The organism is Flavobacterium frigidarium DSM 17623, assembly GCF_000425505.1.
Taxonomy (GTDB): Bacteria; Bacteroidota; Bacteroidia; order Flavobacteriales; family Flavobacteriaceae; genus Flavobacterium; species Flavobacterium frigidarium.
Window position 1 is genome coordinate 237,068 of sequence record NZ_AUDO01000008.1, and the last position, 20,742, is coordinate 257,809.

A 20,742-nucleotide genomic window follows, 5' to 3' on the forward strand; every position below is an offset into this window, starting at 1 on the left:
GAAACCAAATTAAATAAAGTGAAATAATTTTTTGAAGTTTATTTTTGTACCTTTAAATCGAAGAAAAATTAATATTTAGGCAAGAACATGGCTATAATCAATAGACGACAAGAAGATATATTAAAAGAGTTGAATCAAAAGGGCTATGTTAATGTAGTTGATTTATGCGCAACTCATAATGTTTCAACCGTAACCATTCGAAAGGATTTGAACTTTTTAGAAAATCAAAAGCTTTTACATCGCACCCATGGAGGTGCTAGTCAACAGCCAATCTATGCATATGAGAGAGATGTAAATGACAAGGAGACATTGCAAGTAGAACAAAAGAAAGAAATTGCAAATGAAGCATTAAAGTATATATCTAATAATGATTATATTATTTTGGCATCAGGATCTAATATTCATTATTTGTCTCGAATTATCAAAGGTTTTCAAAAACTAACGGTATTAACTCCTTCTTTGAAAGTGTCTTTAGAATTGTGTAAAGAACTTAATGTAGATACGATTCAGTTGGGTGGAGATATTCGTAATAGTTCGACATCGGCGGTAGGTCCAATAGCTGAAGCTACTTTGGGGCAATTTTCTTGCAACAAATTATTCTTAGGTGCAGATGGAGTTGATTTAGAATTTGGATTAAGTACTTCAAATGCTTTAGAAGCACATTTAAATAAGACAATGATTGATGTTGCTGAAATGGTAATCGTGCTGGCAGATTCTACAAAAATGAATGTAAGAGGGTTTGGGAAAATTTGCGAATTGACAAAAATTGACATTCTAATAACAGATAGTGGTATCGACAGTGAAACAAAATTGAAACTAGAGGAGCTGGGAATCGATGTTATTGTTGCTGCGGTAGAATAATGTTATACCTTAATATATACTGTGTTTTATTTTACATTTAAACCAATTGCGAAAACGATATTTTTATACTTTGTTGACTGAGTTTTTGTTTTTAAAATATTTTAAAATTTTTCAAAAGCCCAATATTTAAAAAAAACTTCTACTTTTGTCCGAGAAAAATAGAGCAATGGCAAAGAATTTAGTAATAGTTGAGTCCCCAGCAAAAGCAAAAACAATAGAGAAATTTCTTGGTAGTGATTATCAGGTAGAGTCAAGTTACGGCCATATCGCCGACTTACCTTCTAAAGAAATAGGTGTTGACGTTGAAAATGATTTCAAACCTAAGTATGAAGTTTCATCTGATAAAAAAGCTTTAGTCACAAAATTGAAAGGACTGGCTAAGAAAGCCGAAATGGTTTGGTTAGCAAGTGATGAGGATCGCGAGGGTGAGGCTATTTCTTGGCATTTATTCGAAGAATTAAAGTTAGACGTTAAAAAAACAAAACGTATTGTTTTTCACGAGATTACAAAAACTGCAATCCTGAAAGCGATTGATAATCCTAGAGAGATTGACTACAATTTAGTAAATGCACAGCAAGCGCGTCGTGTTTTAGATAGACTTGTTGGGTACGAACTATCTCCAGTTTTGTGGAGAAAAATTAAGGGCGGACTTTCTGCAGGTCGTGTACAATCAGTATCAGTGAGGTTGATTGTTGAGAGAGAACGTGATATACAAAATTTTAATCCTGTAGCTAGTTATTCAGTTGTTGCTGAGTTTACTAATGAAGCAGGAAAATCATTTAAAGCAAAACTTCCTAAAAACTTTACAACTAAAAAAGAAGCTGAAGACTTCTTGAGTAAAAATATAGGGTCTACTTATAAAGTTTCTGATTTAGAAACAAAACCCACAAAAAAATCACCTACGGGGCCATTTACGACTTCGACTTTACAACAGGAAGCTGCACGTAAATTGTATTTACCGGTAGGGATTACAATGCAATTAGCACAACGATTATACGAGGCCGGACTGATTACTTATATGAGAACAGATAGTGTGAATCTATCAAAAGATGCTATGGATGCTGCTCAAGCTGAAATTATCAAATCGTATGGTAAGGAATTTTCTAAGCCTAGAACATTTACAAATAAAAGTAAAGGTGCTCAAGAGGCGCACGAGGCGATACGTCCTACTGATATGTCGCGTCACACGGTGAATATTGATAGAGATCAGGCTCGTTTGTATGATTTGATTTGGAAAAGAACGCTAGCTTCTCAAATGAGTGATGCGCAATTAGAAAGAACAAATGTAAAAATTGAAGCTAATAATCACGGCGAGTTATTCACGGCTTCGGGAGAGGTATTGCTTTTTGAAGGTTTCTTAAAAGTGTATCTTGAAGGTCATGATGATGATGAAGAGGAGCAAGAAGGAATGCTTCCTGCTATGAAGGTAAATGAGAAATTACTTAACAACTTTATTACTGCTACAGAGAGATATACAAGGCCACCGGCTAGATATACTGAGGCTTCATTAGTGAAGAAATTAGAGGAATTAGGTATTGGTCGTCCTTCTACTTATGCTCCAACTATCTCTACTATCATTAATAGAAATTATGTTGAAAAAGGAAATCTTGATGGTCAAGAGCGTAATTATACGCAGTTAATCTTGCAAGCGAATAAAGTAGACGAAAAATTACTCAAAGAAAATACAGGTTCTGACAAAGGAAAATTAGTTCCTACAGATATTGGTACAATCGTAACGGATTTCTTGGTTAAGAATTTCGGAAACATATTAGATTATAACTTTACTGCAAAGGTTGAGCAAGATTTTGATGAAATAGCCGAAGGAAATGTAGATTGGGCTATCATGATGAAAGAATTTTATGATCAGTTTCACCCTACAGTAAAAGATGTCGAAGCAAATGCTGAAAGAGAAAGTGGAGAACGTATTCTAGGTACAGATCCGAATACAGGGAAACCAGTTTCGGTGCGTTTAGGGAAATTCGGACCTATGGCTCAAATTGGTGCTGCAGATGACGAGGATAAAAAATTTGCTAGTTTGATGTCAGATCAAAATATTGGAAATATTAATCTAGAAGAAGCACTAAATCTTTTCTTACTGCCTAAAAATTTAGGGGTGTACAAGGAAGAAGAAGTTGAGGTAAGTAACGGTCGCTATGGCCCATACATACGTCATGGAGCGGCTTTCGTATCTCTGCCAAAAGGGGAGAATCCACTAGATGTTGATTTTGATAGAGCAAAAGAGCTTATTGACGAAAAAGCGCTTGCGGATGCTCCAATAGCAGTTTATAAAGGTGAAGGAGTACAAAAAGGTACCGGTCGTTTTGGTCCATTTATCAAATGGGACGGAATGTTTATCAACGTAAATAAAAAATATGATTTTGATAATCTTTCTCAAACAGATATCGAAACCTTAATCGAAGATAAAATCCAAAAGAACATTGATAAAGTGATTCATAATTGGGAAGAAGAAGGGATTCTTGTGGAAAAAGCGCGATGGGGACGCTCCACGATTACTAAAGGGAAAATCAAAATCGAATTAAGTAAAGATGTTGAAGCAGCTAAGCTTACATTGGAGCAAGTTCAAGAAATGATTGCTGCAAAAACTCCAGCTAAGAAAATTGCTGCGAAGAAAGCAACAACAAAAAAAGCTCCAGCAAAAAAAGCAACTACAACAAAAAAAGCAACTACAACAAAAAAAGCAGCTGTAAAAAAACCAGTAGCTAAAAAGAAATAAAATGGAATTTGATTTTTTAAGACCTATTCAAGGTGATGTTTTAGAAACGTTAGAAGCGTATTCTTCACAACAGTTTGGTAGTAAAGTGGTTTTTCATACAGAAGAGCAGTTCCCTGATTTAAGTAAAATTATAATTGCAGTAATTGGGGTGTTGGAAAACCGTGGTGCAGAGACAGTAAGCACAGAAGTTGATTTATTTGCAATAAGAAAAGAACTTTACAGTATGTTTCCTGGTAACTGGGATGCTTCAATCGCAGATCTTGGTGATATTGTAGCAGGTGATGCAACTACCGATACCTACTTTGCCCTTCGAAAAGTGGCTGCAACTTTGATTAAAAATAAAGTTGTTCCTATTGTTATAGGAGGTTCTCAAGATTTGACATATGCGCTTTATAGAGCTTATGATGAACTGGAGCAGATGGTGAATTTAGTCGCTGTCGATAGTAAATTTGATTTTGGAAAGGAAGATGGAGGTGCGCTAGCAGGATCATATTTAACAAAAGTGATCATTGACGAACCCAATAATTTGTTTAATTATTGCAACATAGGTTACCAGACCTATTATAATTCTCAAGAAGAAATAGATTTAATCGAAAAATTATTTTTTGATGCTTATCGATTAGGAGAGGTATCACATAATATTGCATTAGCAGAACCCGTTTTTAGAGATGCTGATATAGTTAGTTTAGATTTGACAGCGGTAAAATCATCAGATTCTGGTAATTTCACTAATTTTGCTCCCAATGGTTTTAATGGTAAGGAAATTTGTGCATTAGCCAGATATGCTGGAATTAGTGATAAGGTTTCGATGTTTGGGATTTTTAATCACAATGGTTCAATTCAAGAATCAGCCTTAGTTGCTCAAATTATCTGGTATTTTATCGAAGGCTTTCACTATAGGTCTAATGAGTATCCCTTTGGGACTCGAGATAACTATATCAAGTATATTGTTCCAGTAGAAGAGGAAGTGTTAATATTCTTTAAAAGTGATAAGACGGATAGATGGTGGATTGAGATACCCTTTGTTTCAAATAGTAACAATAAGTTAAAAAGAAATACGTTATTACCTTGTTCTTACGAAGAGTACTTATCCGCCTGTAATCAAGAACTACCAGAGCGATGGTGGAAAGCCCAAAGAAAAAACACGCTGTAGTGTTAATATTTCAGGCATATGACGAATTAAGTTAAAGTAGGTAAGATAAAATGTTTTTTTATTTAAAATAATTATTTACGTTTGTACGAAAGAACTAATATTTTGTTAGATAAATTTTTCAAAATATTTTTGTGCGATAGGATAACTAGATTGCAATAGTAGTCGTAATCCTATAAATTATAATGAATTTATAATCTGAATTATATGAAGAATCTCGTTGCGTTTGTTGCAATTTTGACATTATTAAATAGCTGTGGTAATGCAGGAGACAGAGGGGAGTTAGTAGGAACTAACGGAGGGAAATGGAATCCCGAGAAACCTTATGGAATGACATTGGTTCCTGGGGGATCTTATATTATGGGTCGATCTGATCAAGATGTTGCTAATGTACAAGATGCGCCAACAAAAACGGTTACTGTGCGTTCATTTTACATGGACGAAACTGAAATTACGAATAGTGAATACCGTCAATTTGTTGACTGGGTTAAAGATTCTACAATACGTGTTAAATTGGCTATTTTGGCTGATAGTTATGGTTTGACCGCTTCAAGTGGTAAAGGTAGCAAAGGTGGTAGTATAGGTGACTATGCTTTCAATGATTCAGATCCAGATAAAATGAGTGTATACGATAAATACATGAATGATAACTATTATAGTTTAGGAACAGATGATGATCCTTACGCTGGAAGACGATTGAATAAAAAAATCAAATTAATTAAAGATCCTCAGTTGTATCCTGATGAATATTACACTGAAGTAATGGATTCAATGTATTTACCAATAGAATCATCTTACAATGGTTTAAGAACTATTGATGTTAACAAATTGAAATTCCGTTACTCATGGATGGATATTCAAGCCGCAGCCAAAGCTAAAGTTGGAGAAAGAAGGGATTTTGTTAGAAATGAAGAGGTTAAAATTTATCCTGACACTACTGTTTGGATTAAGGACTTTGCTTATTCTTATAACGAACCAATGCATAACGATTATTTCTGGCACAAAGCCTATGGAGATTATCCAGTAGTTGGAGTGAAGTGGACGCAAGCTAAAGCTTTTTGTGCTTGGAGAACATTATATAAAAATTCATATATCAAATCTAAGAAAAAAGGGCGCGATCAAATCAACTCATTTAGATTACCTACTGAAGCAGAATGGGAATATTCTGCAAGAGGAGGTCTTGAGTCAGCTTCATACCCTTGGGGTGGTCCGTATACAAGAGATGATAAAGGTTGTTTTTTAGCTAACTTCAAACCTAACAGAGGGGATTATGCTGCAGACGATGCTTTGTACACTGTTGAGGCAAAATCATTTGCTCCTAACGGGTATAACTTATACAATATGGCAGGAAACGTAGCAGAATGGACGGATTCTTCTTATAATCCTAATGCATACGAGTACGTATCTACAATGAATCCAAATGTGTTAGACGCTTCAAACAAACGTAAAGTTGTTCGTGGTGGTTCTTGGAAAGATGTTGCTTACTTCTTACAAGTAAGTACAAGAGATTTTGAATATGCTGATTCTGCTAGAAGCTTTATCGGTTTTAGAACAGTTCAAGATTACATGGGAATTCAAACTACATCAAAAAGAAAATAAAATTAATCCAAATCTATTAAATTTTTATAAATACCTTAAAATTCGAATTATGGCAGTACTAGGCAAAAAAGCAATGAATTTCGCATACGGAATGGGTGCAGCAGTTGTAATTATTGGAGCGTTATTCAAAATTACACATATTGAAATAGGACCTATCACGGGAAATAGAATGTTAACAATTGGTCTAGTAGTCGAAGCGCTTATCTTTGCTTTATCAGCATTTGAGCCAGTAGATGAAGAATATGATTGGGCATTAGTTTACCCTGAATTGAAAAATGGTCAAGCAAGAAAACAAGTTGTAAAAGTAGAGGCAGCTCCTGCTGAAACTCAAGGGATGCTTTCTCAAAAATTAGATGCAATGTTGAAAGACGCTAAAATTGACGGAGCGTTAATGGCTAGCTTAGGAAACAGCATTAAAAATTTTGAATCAGCAGCTAAAGGGATCGCACCTACAGTTGATTCAATTGCGTCTACTAAAAAATATAGTGAAGAATTGACATTGGCAGCAGCTCAAATGGAATCTTTAAATAGCTTATATAAAATACAATTGCAATCTGCAGCTAAGAATGCACAAATTAATGAGGAGGTTGCTGAAAACAACTTGAAATTAAAAGAGCAAATGCAATCACTTACAACTAACTTGTCTTCATTGAACAATGTTTATGGTGGTATGTTATCAGCAATGGGTACTAAATAATTGGTTTCTTAAACTATAATTAATAAACTAATTTAAAGAATATGGCTGGAGGAAAACAAACACCTAGACAGAAGATGATAAACCTAATGTACTTGGTTTTTATCGCGATGTTAGCACTTAATATGTCCAAAGAAGTTTTATCAGCTTTTGGATTAATGAATGAAAAATTTGAAGGTTCAAATATATCTGCTGAGCAATCTAATAACCAAATGTTAATGGGTTTAGATGCTAAGGCTGCTGAGGCAGGAGGAGAGTTTAATGCAGCTTCAGTTACAGCTCACAAAGTAGAAGGTATTACAAAAGCGTTTTACGCATACATTGGAGGTCTAAAATCTGAAGTGGTTGCAGGAATTGAAGTAGATCCTGAAACGGGTAAACTTCCTTATGAGGAAATGGACAAGGCAGATAATTTAGATAATGCCTGGTTTAGCTCTGAGGGATATTCTCAAAAAGGACAAGAAGTTATTACTACTATTGAAAAGTACAAAGCAGATATGAAAGCTGCTTTAGGTGATAATAAGAAATTAGCACCTATCGTGTCTGAAGTAAATGCTAAATTTGATTTAACTGATGTGAAAAATAAAGACGGTATTAATATTCCTTATTTAGATTATCATTTCAAAGGTTTCCCTGCTGTTGCTTCATTAGCAAAATTATCAGCTTGGCAAAACGATGTTAAGAAAACAGAAACTGATGTTTACAATACATTATTAGGAAAAGCTGCTGTTGCTGCTGCATCATACAGTAACTACGAGGCTATAGTTGTATTAAATAAAAATGCTTATTTTCAAGGAGAACAAGTTACAGGTAAAGTAGTTTTAGGGCGTTATGATGCTAATACTACACCTACGTCGTTTTCTGGACCGGGTAAAATCGTTAATGGGCAAGCCGTTATTGGTATGACTGCAGGGAATGTAGGAGAGCAAAGTTTTAATGGTAAGTTTACATTTCTAGAAGATGGTAAAACTATTCCATTACCATTTACAGGAAAGTATGTAGTTGTTCCAAGACCAAATTCAGCTACAATCTCTGCTGATAAAATGAATGTTGTTTATAGAGGTGTTCAAAATCCTATGACAATTTCGTTTGCAGGTATTGCAGATAATCAAGTTAATGCTTCGGCACCTGGTTTGTCTAAAGTAGGTAACGGAAGATATGTAATGACTCCTGGAGGAGGATCAGAAGTAGTAATCAACGTATCAGGTAAAATGAGCGATGGTAAAGTAGCTTCGGATAGAAAAGTTTTTAGAATTAAAGGAATTCCTGGTCCAACGGGAACAATTAGAGGAGAAACAGGTATTGTAAAAGGACCTAAATCGAACTTAGAAATTGCTACTATTGGAGCTAAATTAGAAGATTTTGATTTTGAAGTAGGATTAGATGTTGTAGGTTTTAATTTGAAAATTTCTGGACAAGCTACTGTTGTAGTTTCTGGTAATAGATTAAATGCACAATGTAAAGCAGTCCTTGCAAAAGCAGGAAGAGGTGACCAAGTTACGATTTCAGAGATTAGAACAAAATTGGTAGGTGCTGGTAGTTATTTATTGCCTAGAACTGCTCCAGTAATTTTTGAAATACAATAATACCAAGTGCTAATATAGCAGTCAATATTTTATATTATACCATGATGAATTTAAGAAATTTTTTAATTGTTGTTATTTCTGTCGGTGGAAGTTTTGCTTCTTCTGCACAATCTAATTTGCTTAATGCAAAAACACCTGAGGAAATAGGCCTTAAAAGTGCAGCGCAACTTATTGCTGATAACGATAAGCCTTTGTCTTACGGTTATGTGCATGACAGAGATATCTTGATGGGTAAAACGGTATGGGAGGTTATTGATTTGAATGAAAAAATCAATTTCCCATTATATTTCCCAATAGATGCAGCTAACATAGGACCTGACAGAAGATCTTTATATGATGTGTTAACAACAGCAATTAGAAATGGAGAGATCACTGAGGTGTATTCTGACAGTTATTTTAATACCAAAAAATCGTATAATGACATTGAATCGTCTCTAAGTAGAATTGATACTACTGATGTAGGTAGAGAGCAAGTAAATGCTGGACAAAGCGTTTCTGAAGAGTACATCTTAAGATCTGATTTAACTGCACAAGATGTTGCTAAATACTACATTAAAGGATACTGGTATTTTGATAAAAGACAAAGTGAAATGAAATATCGTTTACTTGGAATTTGTCCTATCACTCCTGATGTGTATTCTATGAACAGCGAGCAAAAAGATTATATCGAGTTATTCTGGATATTCTTTCCATCAGCTAGAGAAGTATTGCATAAAGCAAAAGCTTTTAATGATAGCAACTCAGCAATGCCCATTTCATTCGATCAAATTCTTAATTCAAGACGTTTCAATAGCGTGATTTATAAGGAAGAGAATGTATATGGAGACCGAGCAATCGATGAATACATGAAAGACAATTCACAAAATCAGCTTTTAGAATCTTTGCGTATCAAAGAAAAGATTCGTGATTTTGAATCAGATATGTGGAATTACTAATCACATTTAATATTTTTAAAAAAGACTCTTATCGCAATGTTAAGAGTCTTTTTTATTAACATACAATACTAAATTTATTTTTTTACATTATGGTTGATTACATAATAGTTGGCTGTGGACTTGCAGGTATTTCTTTTGCTGAACAAGCATTGAATAATAACAATACGATTGTCGTATTCGATAATGATTCTCAAAAATCTTCTCGTATTGCAGGAGGACTATACAATCCAGTTATTTTAAAAAGATTTAGTGAAGTGTGGAAGGCAGAAGAACAGCTGATAGAAATGAAAAGATTCTACAAAAAAGTAGAAGACAAAATGGCAATTCAATTCGATTTTCCTAAACCGATATTGCGTAAGTTTTTTTCGATTGAAGAACAGAACAACTGGTTCGCTGCCTCTGATAAAAGAGGTTTAGCACCCTTTTTATCTCCTACGCTGATAACCAAAAAATATTCAGGCATAGATTCACCGTACAATTATGGTGAGGTTTTGCATACTGGTTATGTAGATACTGCTTCGCTGCTAAAAGAGTATAAAAAGTACCTAGAAAACAGTAATAGTATTAGATATGAAGTATTCGATTACTCTTCTTTAAAAATTGATGCAGATCAGGTGACCTATAAAGGCGTTACTGCTAAGCACATTGTGTTTGCTGAAGGTTTTGGTATTCATCAGAATCCATTTTTTAGCTTTTTACCTGTTGATGGTACAAAAGGGGAGTTGTTTATCATTGAATCAGATGACTTAAAATTAGATGTCATATTAAATACAAGTGTGTTTATCTTGCCATTAGGAGCTAATCGGTACAAGGTCGGAGCAACATATAATTGGAAAGATAAAACAGATTTACCTACGGAAGAAGGAAAATTAGAACTACTAGAACGCATACGAGAAATAATTGATTGCGACTTTAAAATAATAGAACACTTTGCAGGTGTAAGACCTACTGTTTACGACCGTCGTCCATTAATAGGTACGCATGCTGATTATAATAATGTACATGTCTTAAATGGTCTAGGGACTCGTGGTGTAATGTTAGGACCGTCTATGGCGAGAGAATTATTCGGTAAAATAGAAAACGGAAAAATTATAGAAAGAGATATCAATATTCAAAGGGTGAAGCCTAAAAATTATAGATAGTCGTTACTTTTTTAAAGTAGCCTCTGGATCATAAGACACGAACATATTGATATAGATATTTCTAGCTAGTCGTAGTACAAATGGAAAGGAAATTATCAATGCAACAATGATACTAATAAAAGCTGTTTTTAATGAAGAGCCTATAAATACAAAGGATATGATAAAAGCAGCAACTCCTACAGCGACATTCAAGCCATAACTTACATACATAGCCCCGTAGAAAAATGAAGGTTCGATTTGATAATGTAGACCACAATGGCTACAATTTTCATTCATTTTTAAAACTTTTGCTAGGTGTAAAGGATTTTTGTCTTCATACATGCTTTCTTTTTGGCATTTCGGACAAGTTCCTGTTAAAATACTATTTAGTTTGGATCCTTTTTTTAACATTTGTATAAATTTTTAACAAAGGTACAATTTTACGATTGTTGCCTAAGTAACTTTAGTCACAAAATATGCTTAATATACACAATTTATCCGTTTCGTTCGGAGGTACTTATTTATTTGAAGAAGTAACATTTCGTTTGGGAGCTGGAGATCGAGTTGGTCTAGTTGGAAAGAATGGTGCAGGAAAATCAACGATGTTAAAAATGTTGGCAGGTGATTTCAAACCAGACTCTGGAGTGATCTCTCAGGAGAAAGATGTTCGAATGGGATTTCTACGTCAAGACATCGATTTTGAGCAGGGGAGAACTGTTTTAGAAGAAGCATACGAGGCGTTTACTGAAATAAAAATTGTAGAGAAAAAACTAGAAGAAATCAATCATCAATTAGTCACGCGTACCGATTATGAAAGTGATGAGTATTCTAAAATTATTGAAGATTTATCTGATTACACACATCGTTTCGATCTTTTAGGAGGATATAATTATGTGGGTGATACAGAGAAAATTCTATTAGGACTTGGTTTTAAAAGAGATGTTTTTAATAATCAAACAGAGACTTTTTCTGGAGGATGGAGAATGCGTATCGAACTTGCTAAATTATTGCTGCAGGCTAATGACGTTTTGTTGCTGGATGAACCTACCAACCACTTAGATATTGAGAGTATCATTTGGTTAGAGAGTTTTTTACGTAATTATCCAGGGGTTGTGGTTATCGTTTCTCACGATAAAATGTTTCTTGATAATGTGACGAATAGAACTATCGAAATCTCGTTAGGAAAAGCATACGATTTCAATAAGCCGTATTCTCAATATTTAGAATTGCGTCATGAAATTAGAGAGAAACAATTAGCGACTCAAAAAAATCAAGCTAAGAAAATTGAAGAAACGGAAAAGTTAATTGAAAAATTCCGTGCCAAAGCTTCAAAAGCATCTATGGCACAATCTTTAATTAAAAAGTTAGATAAAGTAGAGCGCATCGAAGTTGACGAAGATGATAATTCAGTGATGAATATTTCTTTTCCTGTTTCAAAAGAGCCGGGTAGAGTAGTAGTCGAAGCTGAAAATGTAACCAAAAGTTATGGTGATAAAACAATTTTAAAGGATATTAACTTACTAGTTGAACGTGGAAGCAAAATCGCTTTTGTAGGTCAAAATGGTCAAGGGAAGTCTACTTTTATAAAAGCTATTGTTGACGAGTTTGAGTATCAAGGTACAATCAAGTTAGGACACAATGTTCAACTGGGTTACTTTGCACAAAATCAGGCTGAATATCTTGATGGCGAAATCACATTGCTACAAACAATGGAAGACGCTGCTGCAGATACTAACAGGATGAAAGTTCGTGACATGCTTGGTTCATTCTTATTTCGTGGAGACGATGTAGAGAAAAAGGTTAAGGTGCTTTCAGGGGGAGAACGTAACCGCCTTGCACTTTGTAAATTGCTTTTGCAACCTATCAATGTGCTATTAATGGATGAGCCTACAAATCACTTGGATATCAAATCTAAGAATGTTTTAAAAGCTGCTTTACAAAAATTTGGTGGTACTTTATTATTGGTATCTCACGATAGAGATTTTTTACAAGGTATGTCAAACTTAGTTTACGAGTTTAAAGATCAAAAGATCAAAGAATATTTTGGGGATATTAATTATTTCTTAGAACAACGCAACCTTGAAAACATGCGTGAAGTTGAGAAAAAAGATGCAGAAAAGGCAATCGCTCCAAAGGAGAGTAATAAAGCATCCTATGAAGACCAAAAGAAAAACAAGTCATTAAATAATAAACTGAGTAAAATAGAAAGCCAAATCAAGCAGCTGGAAAGAGACATTCAGCATGATGATAAAATGCTAGCGACTAACTACGACAAACATGTTGAGGATGCTAAGTTTTTTACAGCTTACAATAAGAAAAAGGCCGATCTAGAGCAGCTGCTACTTGATTGGGAAATCGTACAGGAAGAAATTGATAATGCTAGCTAATCCAGCTATTCATTACAATCTTTACAACAAAAATCTTTTTTTACTTCACTCTTTAAGGAGCTTCTTACAGTCGCTCTTTAAAAGTGGTAAAAAGAGATTTTTTTATATAAAGGATTTTCATTGCTATCTGGGCTAGTCACTATTTTATGAGACCAATTTCTTTAGAGTGAGCAATTGCAGTAGCGCTCGACTCAAAATAGCAAACAGATACATTTAAGGACGCTATGTTTTCTAATGTGTCGATTACCTTTTTTTTCTTTGATTTACCAGTTTGTCTAATGTAAATTGCCTTGACAGTCAATGGGAAAATTTTACTAATTGACTCATATAAATAAGGATCGTGCTGTGAGTCATCTCCTAAAAGCACATATTCTAAATCTGGGTAAAACTCAAGAATATGCTTAATCTTTTCAAATTTATGATTGTGTTCTCCTCTTCCAGACCATAAAAAATTACTAAGACTAGTCTTGATATCCTTTAAGAGCAGGACAGCTTTAGGAAGATTATGAATTTCGGTAAATTTTACTAGAAAGCGATACAGATTCCATTCGCTACTTGACACATAAAAAAAAGCATTTTTCTCAGAGCTATTGGTACGGCCAGCTTCACTTAAAGCTTGATAATGCGAAGTGACATCCGCAAAAATCTTTCTCGAATTAACATTTCGAAATAAAAGGTGATAGAGCTTTTTTAACGGATTTAAGGTATATGATACTAAAAAGGTGTCGTCAATGTCAGATATGATTCCTAAATCGCCTTTATATGGCTTTATATAACTCGCCGTGCTAACTATTCTCTCGTTTTTATAAATGATACTGACTTCATAGTCCATCCAGCCGTAATTTGAAGCTGCCTCGATGGGAATGCAGAATTTAAAATAGCCGTCGTGCAAGGTTTTAGTATGAATTTCAGTTCCTTTATAATTCAAATACACGCTAGCATTAGCATCCGTTTTAATACGGTACATGTTGATTACTGATCCAGCATTTTTAAAATTTGTAGAAAGAAAATCATAATCTTTCATGTTTGTAGGCTTGAAAACATGCCCCATCACAATTAACTCCTGCTCATTTGCATAACCGCGATATAATTTTAAAATAGGTTTCATTTTATTTAATACTTTTGACGAGAGCGAAATTTAATTATTAAAAACCACTTAACGAAGCAAATGGTGAAAAAGAATGTCTTGCTAATTGTAAACCCTATTTCGGGAGGGGTAGAGAAATCTGAGATTGTTGAGACAACTACAGATTTTGTAAATGCTTTAGGAATGAATTTAGTTTTGTATGAAACTTCAGGAAAGAAAGATATCTTGCATATTCAAGATTTATATGATAAGTTCAATCCTGAACGAGTTATAATTGCAGGTGGTGATGGTACTATTAAAGTAGTTGCAGAGGCGCTAGAAAATGAAGATGTTATTTTTGGTATCCTGCCAGCTGGCTCAGCAAATGGATTAGCAACTGACTTAGGATTGCCAAAAGATATTGAAGAATGTCTTGAAATTGTTTTCAATGACAAGTATATTGCTATTGATATGATTATTATCAACGGTACAAAAAGTTTGCATTTAAGCGATCTGGGATTAAATGCAGAATTGATAAAAAATTACGAGAATAGCGCTGTAAGAGGTAAACTTGGTTATGCGCTACAAGCTGTGACAACCTTATTAGAAAAGGAAGATCCTTTCACCGCTACTATCGAGGTGAACGGTACAACAATTGAATGTGAAGCTCAAATGATTGTCATTGCAAATTCAAAGAAATATGGTACCGGTGTGGTTATTAATCCATCTGGTTTGATGGATGATGGGAAATTTGAACTAATCATTTTGAAGAATTTAGATCTAATGGTATTTGGTAAAATTATTACCGGTAACATGCCTATAGAAGCAGAAGATGTCGAAATTATAACTACAGATGAGGCTAAAATTACTGTTAATCGTCCGGTTAGTTTTCAAATCGATGGAGAATATTGTGGTACGCAATCAAATTTAAACATCTCCATGGCTGCGGCAAAAATGAAAGTTACTATTCCTTAAATGGTTTGCGAACTTGCCAATTTGATTTTGGCTCAAAATAACGAAAGAAGCGGCCGATGAATAAATTAAGTAGTGGGTTGCTGTGTTTCATCATTCCGTATGTTTCTACAGCTACCGCACCTACTGAGCTTTTAATTTCTAAGGCTGTACGGGCAAAAATAATTCTTCTGTATTTTTTATTTATCGAATACGCGATCATATCGTACAACATGTTCAAGTATAACATCTTTTCTTTTTGAAACTCCTGATCATATCCTAAAAAATAAGTGTCTATATCAGATCCATTTTTTATCAAAGTATTAAATCCAATTAACTTGTCTTCGAGGAAGTAACCATAGAACAAAAAGTTGTCTTTTAAGGTTCTTTTAAAAGTTTCAAAATGATTTTCACTCAAGTAAAAGGTATTAAATGGGGCGTTTTTGGCTACATTCATATAAAGTTCATGAATGCGTGCGCTATAATCTTCTATTTCGCTCAATGATAATTTTCTTTTCGAAACGTCTTCTGCCTTTTTCCTGCTTCGCTTGTATTGGTCTCGGTATTTTTTACTCAAGCAAGAAAGATAATCGTCAAAGCTATTCCAGTTTTCCGAAATAGTAAACACCATATTAGGTTGCGTAGTAAAGGTAAAATAGGATTTAAAGACCGTTTTATCAAATAAAGAAGCGGCTACTTTAGAATAATCTTTAAAAATGATTAATTGAGGTTTCAAGCCCTTTTTAGACAATATTGATCGAATACTATTTACCGCATCCTTTAAAATTGTAAATCCTTGACTTTCGTCTAGTTTGTCTGTAAAACTGTAGCCATTTTGGCCAGTTAGCATGTTGTTCCCAATTACTAATACTTTTGAACTGATATTTTTAAATGCATAGCTGCGAATCAATGTCTTAAAACGATGGTCTCTTTCGCCAAACGAGGTAATCGAACTTAAATCTAAAAATTGAGAAACGGCTACTCCCACTAACTGATCTTGTTTAAATACTCCTATAAAATGGAATATCATATTCACAGGGCCCGATGTTTCAAGTACAGTAAGATAAGATTGAGTTAAAAAAATGTTTTCAGCTGCAACGCAATCCCATTTATCAGGTAGCTGTGATACAGAAGAGTATATTTTAAAAGTGTAAATAACCGAGGGGGATTTAAATTAGTTTTTGATTGTGCAAAAATACTACATAAACTTAGAATAACAATTTAGCTTTTTAAATATATGCTGTGCTATTTGTAAATTATAAATGGCATATAGTGCAATTAATAATCAGGTTAATAATGCGTTGTAAAATAATACGTTGCAATCTTAAATATTTGTTTCCTTTATTTCTTGCAGCTAAGATTGCCATAGTATTCAGTAACTCATATTTGAGATAGCTGATTTCCCAAAATAATATACATTGAGTAAAACGATTTGTTAATTGTTTGTTACTGTCCTGTAGGATTTATACTTGCTTAAACTCTTAAATAGTGTATTTCGTCGATTATTTTTGTCGATAAACTAAAACATGGCTACTTTTATGTTAATATTAAGATCTAATACATATCCTATGAAAAATATAATCACTCTTTTATTAACAGTTTTTGCTACAATTTCGATGACAGCAGAGGTGTCTCCATCAGATAAAACCGTTTTGATGAACTTATATTTGGCTACAAATGGAGAAAATTGGACAAACAAATGGGATCTTAATGCTCCAGTTTCTACCTGGTATGGTGTTAAGTTAATTGGCGAGAAGGTGGTTGCCTTAAACTTATCTTCTAATAATCTTGTAGGAGAGCTTCCAGAGGATTTAGCTTCTTTAACAGATCTTCAAATTTTAAATTTACATAAAAATGGTCTTCATGGCGTTATTCCTGCAACTGTTGGGAATTTAAAAAACTTAAGAACTTTAGACCTTTCTTTTAATAAGCTGGCGGGTACCATTCCAGCAGCTATTTGCGAGTTGGAAAATTTAAGAAATTTACAATTATACATGAATGGTTTGACCGGTGAATTACCTTCACAAATTGGGAAATTAACTAGATTAGAAGTTTTAGTAGCGTTTAACAATCAATTAGAAGGGCAATTACCTAATTCATTGTACGAACTAGCTTCTTTAAAAAAATTAATGTTAAGCAGTAACAAGTTATCAGGTAGATTAAGCATGGAAATTGCTAATCTAACTAAATTAGAAAATTTAAGTCTTTTCGAAAATAAATTACAAGGTCAGGTACCATTTGATATTGAGAAATTAAATAATTTAAAAGAAATGAATATTTCTTTCAATCAATTTAGTGGATTAACGTCAAGTAGGTTAGCAATGTTAGATTCGTTAAACATGACAATGATCAATGATAAAGGAGTTGCAATGACCTTAAACGTTGCAATGGAGTTAGAGAGACCTTTGGTTTCTGAAGATTAGTTTTGGTTAACTTTTTTGGTTTTTTAATTATTTAAGTAGTTGTTTTAAATTATTTTAATCAAACCCATGTATTCGTTTCATGGGTTTTTTTATACTCAAAATTTAAAAAGTGAATTCGTAACATTATTCGATAATCACACAAATGGTAACGCTATGATTCTTCTTTCTCTGCGCATTTTTATTAGTTGTCAATAGTTTAAATATCTTTTTTTCGAATAAAAAAAATTGGGTAATATAAGCAAGGAATGCCGTTTTGCATTTTTAAGTATACTGGCTGCTTTTAATACTTTTAATAAATGTGAAAAATGAGCACTTATATCAGTAGAAACTCATCAAGATTTATGGCTAATCTTAAAAAAACTATTTTAGTATTAATTCTAAGGATATTGAATCAAATTTGTATCTTGTTCTATTATAATGTAGTATGCCAATTAGATAGGTTTTTAATTACCTAACTAATTTGCTTTTCTATATGTTTTATTAGTAAAAATTTCACTATGAAAAAAACTTTAGCACTTGTCATTGCAATTCTAGCTATCACAGCTTGCTCAAAAAAAAATCAAGAACGAAAAATTGTAACTATAACGGGAATTGATTCTACGTTGCGACCTGGTAATGACTTTTTTAAATATGTAAATGGCAAATGGTATGATTCAGTGGCAATACCGGCTTCGCAATCTGGAGTAGGCGCTTACATGTTTATGAATTTCCCACAAAGAATGCGTCTGCAAGGGATTTTAGATAGTATTTCAAAGCGCAAAAATCCTTCAGGAAGTGTTGCTGAAAAGGTAGGAGACTTTTATGCTTCAGGAATGGATACTATAACAATAGAGAAACGTGGTTTTACACCTATCAAGCCCTTGCTTTCAAAAATAGATGCAATTATTGACGTACCTTCTCTAATGAATTTTGTAGGGAATCAAGTAAAATTAGATAATTCTTCAGTCATAGGTTTTGGTGTTTCCTCAGATGAAAAAAATAGCAGTATGAATATTGCGCAATTGTATCAAACGGGCTTAGGATTACCAGATAGAGATTATTATTTTAAATCAGATGCTTCGACTAAGGCAATACAACAAGCTTATAAAAAATACCTAAGTACTTTATTTGAGCAAACGGGAAGCAATGTTCAAAAAGCAAAGAAAAATGCAAATGTAGTTTTTGATATAGACAAACAACTAGCGGCTGCGCATAAAACAAAAGTTGAACTTAGAGATGTTCAGGCTAATTACAATAAAATAGCTGTTTCTGATCTTATAAAAAGACACGGTAATATTGACTGGGAGGCTTTCTTAAATAATTTAGGTGCAAAAACGGATTCTATTAATGTAGGGCAGCCTCAGTATTATGATGCCTTAGATAAGCTATTGAAAAAAATACCAGTAGCAGATTGGAAAATTTATTTAAAAGCAAATTCTCTCGAAAGATATGCAAATGATTTAAGTAAACCATTTGTAGATGCTTCGTTTGAGTATACTAAAGTGCTTTCAGGTCAAGCGGTTCAAAAAACGCGAGGCGAAATAATGGCTAATGTAGTTGATGGTTATTTAGGTGAGGCATTGGGGGAATTATATGTAAAGAAATATTTTTCTAGAGAGGCTAAAAAGCGAATGTTGACTTTGGTTAATAATGTACAAAAAGCCTACGCTAAGAGAATCGACAATTTAGAATGGATGAGTCCGGTAACAAAACAAAAAGCAAAAGAAAAGCTATTTGCTATCACTAAAAAAATTGGTTATCCTGATAAATGGAGAGACTACAGTAATGTGACTGTTGCTAGAGATACTTATTTTGAAAATATGGTGTCTGCCGCCACGGCTGCTTATCAATTTCAACTGCAAAAATTAGGTAAAAGAGTCGATAAGTCAGAATGGTATACTACAACTCCTACGGTTACAGCCTACAACAATCCAACCGCTAATGAAATTGTATTTCCCGCCGGTATTTTGCAAGCGCCCTATTTTGACAACAATGCAGATGATGCCTTAAATTACGGTGGAATAGGAATGGTTATAGGTCATGAGATAACCCATACTTTTGACGATCAAGGTGCTCAATATGACAAGAATGGTAACTTGAAAAATTGGTGGACAAAGGAAGATTACGCACAGTTTAAAGCGAGAATACAACAGGTTACTGATTTGTATAGCACATTTACTGTTTTAGGAGATTTGCATATTAATGGCGCTTTGACTGTTGGTGAAAATACTGCTGACATTGCTGGAATCGCAGTTGCTTATGATGCATTTAAAATCACTGATGAAGGTAAGGGAAACAAGAAAATTGACGGATTTACTCCTGATCAGCGCTTTTTTATCTCTATAGCAAAAATATGGAAAGTGAAAATGAAAGACGAATACCTGCGTTTGTGGATTAATAATAACCCGCATTCTCCACCGAACTGGCGTGTGAATGGACCGCTTATGAATACAACTCCATTCTATAATGCTTTTAATTTGCAGGAAGGCGATAAAATGTTTTTACCGAAAGAAGACAGGATTACTATATGGTAGTTTAAATCTATTAATTACCTAAGCTTGAAACTGCGCAACAGTATTTATATATGTTGCGCAGTTTTTATTTCTTGAAAATTGCAACTTTTTATAAGGTTTTTGATGTCAATTTATAGCATAAAAAAAGCTTCAGATTTCTATGATGCTTTTCTAGTAGTCCGCGGCGGCGGATATGAGCTCTCCATATTATTCGTTATTGATTATTTTTTGACTACGTTCTCTACCAACTCCAGTGTATAAATAAAAAAAGCTTCAGATTTCTCTGAAGCTTTTTTAGCAGTCCGCCGCAGCTGAGACTCGAACTTGTGTCCGCCGCGGCGGATATGAGCTCTCCATATTATTTGTTGTTGATTATTTTTTGAATACGTTCTCTACCAACTCCAGATTTAAAATATTTTTCTCTTTTCATCGCTTCCAATTTAGAGTTGAAAAATTCGACATGAATTACTGTCCAGGGTCTAAATTTCAAGGTGTGGCCTTTTGTTCCAAGTTTGTTGTGGGAATTGAAACGCTCAATTATACTAGACGTGAATCCAGTATAGGTTTTATGGAATTTCTCAGAATATAAAATGTAAACAACAAACTCATTCATAAAAGCTTTTTGCTCATAAATATAAATAAAAAAAACTTCATATTTCTATGAAGCTTTTCTAGTAGCGGGAACAGGACTCGAACCTGTGTCCGCCGCGGCGGATATGAGCTCTCCATATTATTCGTTGTTG

General features: G+C 33.8%; 16 protein-coding genes. 12 read left to right on the forward strand and 4 right to left on the reverse strand.

What is annotated here, in order from left to right; genetic code table 11:
- Nucleotides 1-87 precede the first annotated feature (87 nt).
- The 8 genes from H603_RS0106085 (at nt 88) to H603_RS0106120 (ending at nt 10,701) form a co-directional block, all read left to right on the forward strand.
- Nucleotides 88-861: a DeoR/GlpR family DNA-binding transcription regulator gene (locus H603_RS0106085; RefSeq protein ID WP_026707739.1), complete on the forward strand. Its 774-nt coding sequence runs from the start codon at nt 88-90 to the stop codon at nt 859-861.
- A gap of 166 nt (nt 862-1,027) precedes the next feature.
- The gene (topA, locus tag H603_RS0106090) at nt 1,028-3,595 is read left to right on the forward strand and encodes a type I DNA topoisomerase (RefSeq protein WP_035675539.1); all 2,568 of its coding nucleotides are present in this window, start codon (nt 1,028-1,030) and stop codon (nt 3,593-3,595) included.
- Between the two features lies 1 nt (nt 3,596).
- Nucleotides 3,597-4,748 (forward strand): formimidoylglutamase, encoded by a 1,152-nt coding sequence (locus H603_RS0106095; RefSeq protein ID WP_026707741.1) that lies wholly within the window; start codon nt 3,597-3,599, stop codon nt 4,746-4,748.
- Nucleotides 4,749-4,952: 204 nt separating this feature from the next.
- Entirely contained in the window at nt 4,953-6,344 is a 1,392-nt protein-coding gene (gene porK / locus H603_RS0106100; protein WP_026707742.1) for a T9SS ring complex lipoprotein PorK/GldK, read from the forward strand.
- A gap of 49 nt (nt 6,345-6,393) precedes the next feature.
- Nucleotides 6,394-7,041: a type IX secretion system motor protein PorL/GldL gene (gene porL / locus H603_RS0106105; protein ID WP_026707743.1), complete on the forward strand. Its 648-nt coding sequence runs from the start codon at nt 6,394-6,396 to the stop codon at nt 7,039-7,041.
- Between the two features lie 41 nt (nt 7,042-7,082).
- Nucleotides 7,083-8,624: a type IX secretion system motor protein PorM/GldM gene (gene porM, locus H603_RS0106110; protein ID WP_026707744.1), complete on the forward strand. Its 1,542-nt coding sequence runs from the start codon at nt 7,083-7,085 to the stop codon at nt 8,622-8,624.
- A gap of 44 nt (nt 8,625-8,668) precedes the next feature.
- A complete protein-coding gene (porN, locus tag H603_RS0106115) occupies nt 8,669-9,559 on the forward strand; it encodes a type IX secretion system ring subunit PorN/GldN (protein WP_026707745.1) in 891 nt (296 codons plus the stop codon).
- A gap of 89 nt (nt 9,560-9,648) precedes the next feature.
- Entirely contained in the window at nt 9,649-10,701 is a 1,053-nt protein-coding gene (locus tag H603_RS0106120) for an NAD(P)/FAD-dependent oxidoreductase (protein ID WP_035675543.1), read from the forward strand.
- 3 nt (nt 10,702-10,704) lie between these two features.
- Here H603_RS0106120 and H603_RS0106125 read toward each other — a convergent pair whose 3' ends face one another.
- Nucleotides 10,705-11,091 carry a DUF983 domain-containing protein gene (locus H603_RS0106125; RefSeq protein ID WP_026707747.1) on the reverse strand — a complete coding sequence of 129 codons (387 nt, stop codon included), beginning with the start codon at nt 11,089-11,091 and terminating at the stop codon, nt 10,705-10,707.
- Between the two features lie 65 nt (nt 11,092-11,156).
- Between H603_RS0106125 and H603_RS0106130 the strand changes: the two genes are divergently transcribed.
- Nucleotides 11,157-13,067, forward strand: a complete 1,911-nt coding sequence (locus H603_RS0106130) for an ABC-F family ATP-binding cassette domain-containing protein (RefSeq protein ID WP_026707748.1) — start codon at nt 11,157-11,159, stop codon at nt 13,065-13,067.
- Between the two features lie 139 nt (nt 13,068-13,206).
- Here the strand turns inward: H603_RS0106130 and H603_RS0106135 are convergent, their stop codons facing one another.
- A complete protein-coding gene (locus tag H603_RS0106135) occupies nt 13,207-14,175 on the reverse strand; it encodes an App1 family protein (RefSeq protein ID WP_026707749.1) in 969 nt (322 codons plus the stop codon).
- 60 nt (nt 14,176-14,235) lie between these two features.
- Here H603_RS0106135 and H603_RS0106140 point away from each other — a divergent pair, with 60 nt between their 5' ends.
- Complete coding sequence (locus H603_RS0106140) at nt 14,236-15,108, forward strand: diacylglycerol/lipid kinase family protein (protein WP_316930252.1); 873 nt, start codon at nt 14,236-14,238, stop codon at nt 15,106-15,108.
- Here H603_RS0106140 and H603_RS0106145 read toward each other — a convergent pair.
- Nucleotides 15,098-16,240 carry a GNAT family N-acetyltransferase gene (locus H603_RS0106145; RefSeq protein WP_026707751.1) on the reverse strand — a complete coding sequence of 381 codons (1,143 nt, stop codon included), beginning with the start codon at nt 16,238-16,240 and terminating at the stop codon, nt 15,098-15,100. The two genes, H603_RS0106140 and H603_RS0106145, sit on opposite strands and share 11 nt — an antisense overlap.
- A 412-nt stretch (nt 16,241-16,652) precedes the next feature.
- Here H603_RS0106145 and H603_RS0106150 point away from each other — a divergent pair, with 412 nt between their 5' ends.
- Both H603_RS0106150 and H603_RS0106155 read left to right on the forward strand, forming a co-directional pair.
- Nucleotides 16,653-17,507, forward strand: coding sequence for a leucine-rich repeat domain-containing protein (locus tag H603_RS0106150; protein ID WP_026707752.1), 855 nt, complete (start codon nt 16,653-16,655; stop codon nt 17,505-17,507).
- A 497-nt stretch (nt 17,508-18,004) separates the two neighbouring features.
- On the forward strand, nt 18,005-20,020 hold the full coding sequence (locus H603_RS0106155) for a M13 family metallopeptidase (protein ID WP_026707753.1): 2,016 nt from the start codon (nt 18,005-18,007) through the stop codon (nt 20,018-20,020).
- Between the two features lie 337 nt (nt 20,021-20,357).
- Here H603_RS0106155 and H603_RS0106160 read toward each other — a convergent pair whose 3' ends face one another.
- A complete protein-coding gene (locus H603_RS0106160) occupies nt 20,358-20,612 on the reverse strand; it encodes a GIY-YIG nuclease family protein (RefSeq protein ID WP_026707754.1) in 255 nt (84 codons plus the stop codon).
- Between the last annotated feature and the right edge of the window lie 130 nt (nt 20,613-20,742).

Coding starts and splice junctions, on each gene's coding strand:
- porK (WP_026707742.1), top strand. CDS start 4,953: ATGAAGAATCTCGTTGCGTTTGTTGCAATTTTGACATTATTAAATAGC.
- H603_RS0106125 (WP_026707747.1), bottom strand. CDS start 11,091: ATGTTAAAAAAAGGATCCAAACTAAATAGTATTTTAACAGGAACTTGT.
- porL (WP_026707743.1), top strand. CDS start 6,394: ATGGCAGTACTAGGCAAAAAAGCAATGAATTTCGCATACGGAATGGGT.
- H603_RS0106160 (WP_026707754.1), bottom strand. CDS start 20,612: ATGAATGAGTTTGTTGTTTACATTTTATATTCTGAGAAATTCCATAAA.
- H603_RS0106085 (WP_026707739.1), top strand. CDS start 88: ATGGCTATAATCAATAGACGACAAGAAGATATATTAAAAGAGTTGAAT.
- porM (WP_026707744.1), top strand. CDS start 7,083: ATGGCTGGAGGAAAACAAACACCTAGACAGAAGATGATAAACCTAATG.
- porN (WP_026707745.1), top strand. CDS start 8,669: ATGAATTTAAGAAATTTTTTAATTGTTGTTATTTCTGTCGGTGGAAGT.
- H603_RS0106120 (WP_035675543.1), top strand. CDS start 9,649: ATGGTTGATTACATAATAGTTGGCTGTGGACTTGCAGGTATTTCTTTT.
- H603_RS0106150 (WP_026707752.1), top strand. CDS start 16,653: ATGAAAAATATAATCACTCTTTTATTAACAGTTTTTGCTACAATTTCG.
- H603_RS0106140 (WP_316930252.1), top strand. CDS start 14,236: ATGGTGAAAAAGAATGTCTTGCTAATTGTAAACCCTATTTCGGGAGGG.
- H603_RS0106130 (WP_026707748.1), top strand. CDS start 11,157: ATGCTTAATATACACAATTTATCCGTTTCGTTCGGAGGTACTTATTTA.
- H603_RS0106155 (WP_026707753.1), top strand. CDS start 18,005: ATGAAAAAAACTTTAGCACTTGTCATTGCAATTCTAGCTATCACAGCT.
- topA (WP_035675539.1), top strand. CDS start 1,028: ATGGCAAAGAATTTAGTAATAGTTGAGTCCCCAGCAAAAGCAAAAACA.
- H603_RS0106135 (WP_026707749.1), bottom strand. CDS start 14,175: ATGAAACCTATTTTAAAATTATATCGCGGTTATGCAAATGAGCAGGAG.
- H603_RS0106095 (WP_026707741.1), top strand. CDS start 3,597: ATGGAATTTGATTTTTTAAGACCTATTCAAGGTGATGTTTTAGAAACG.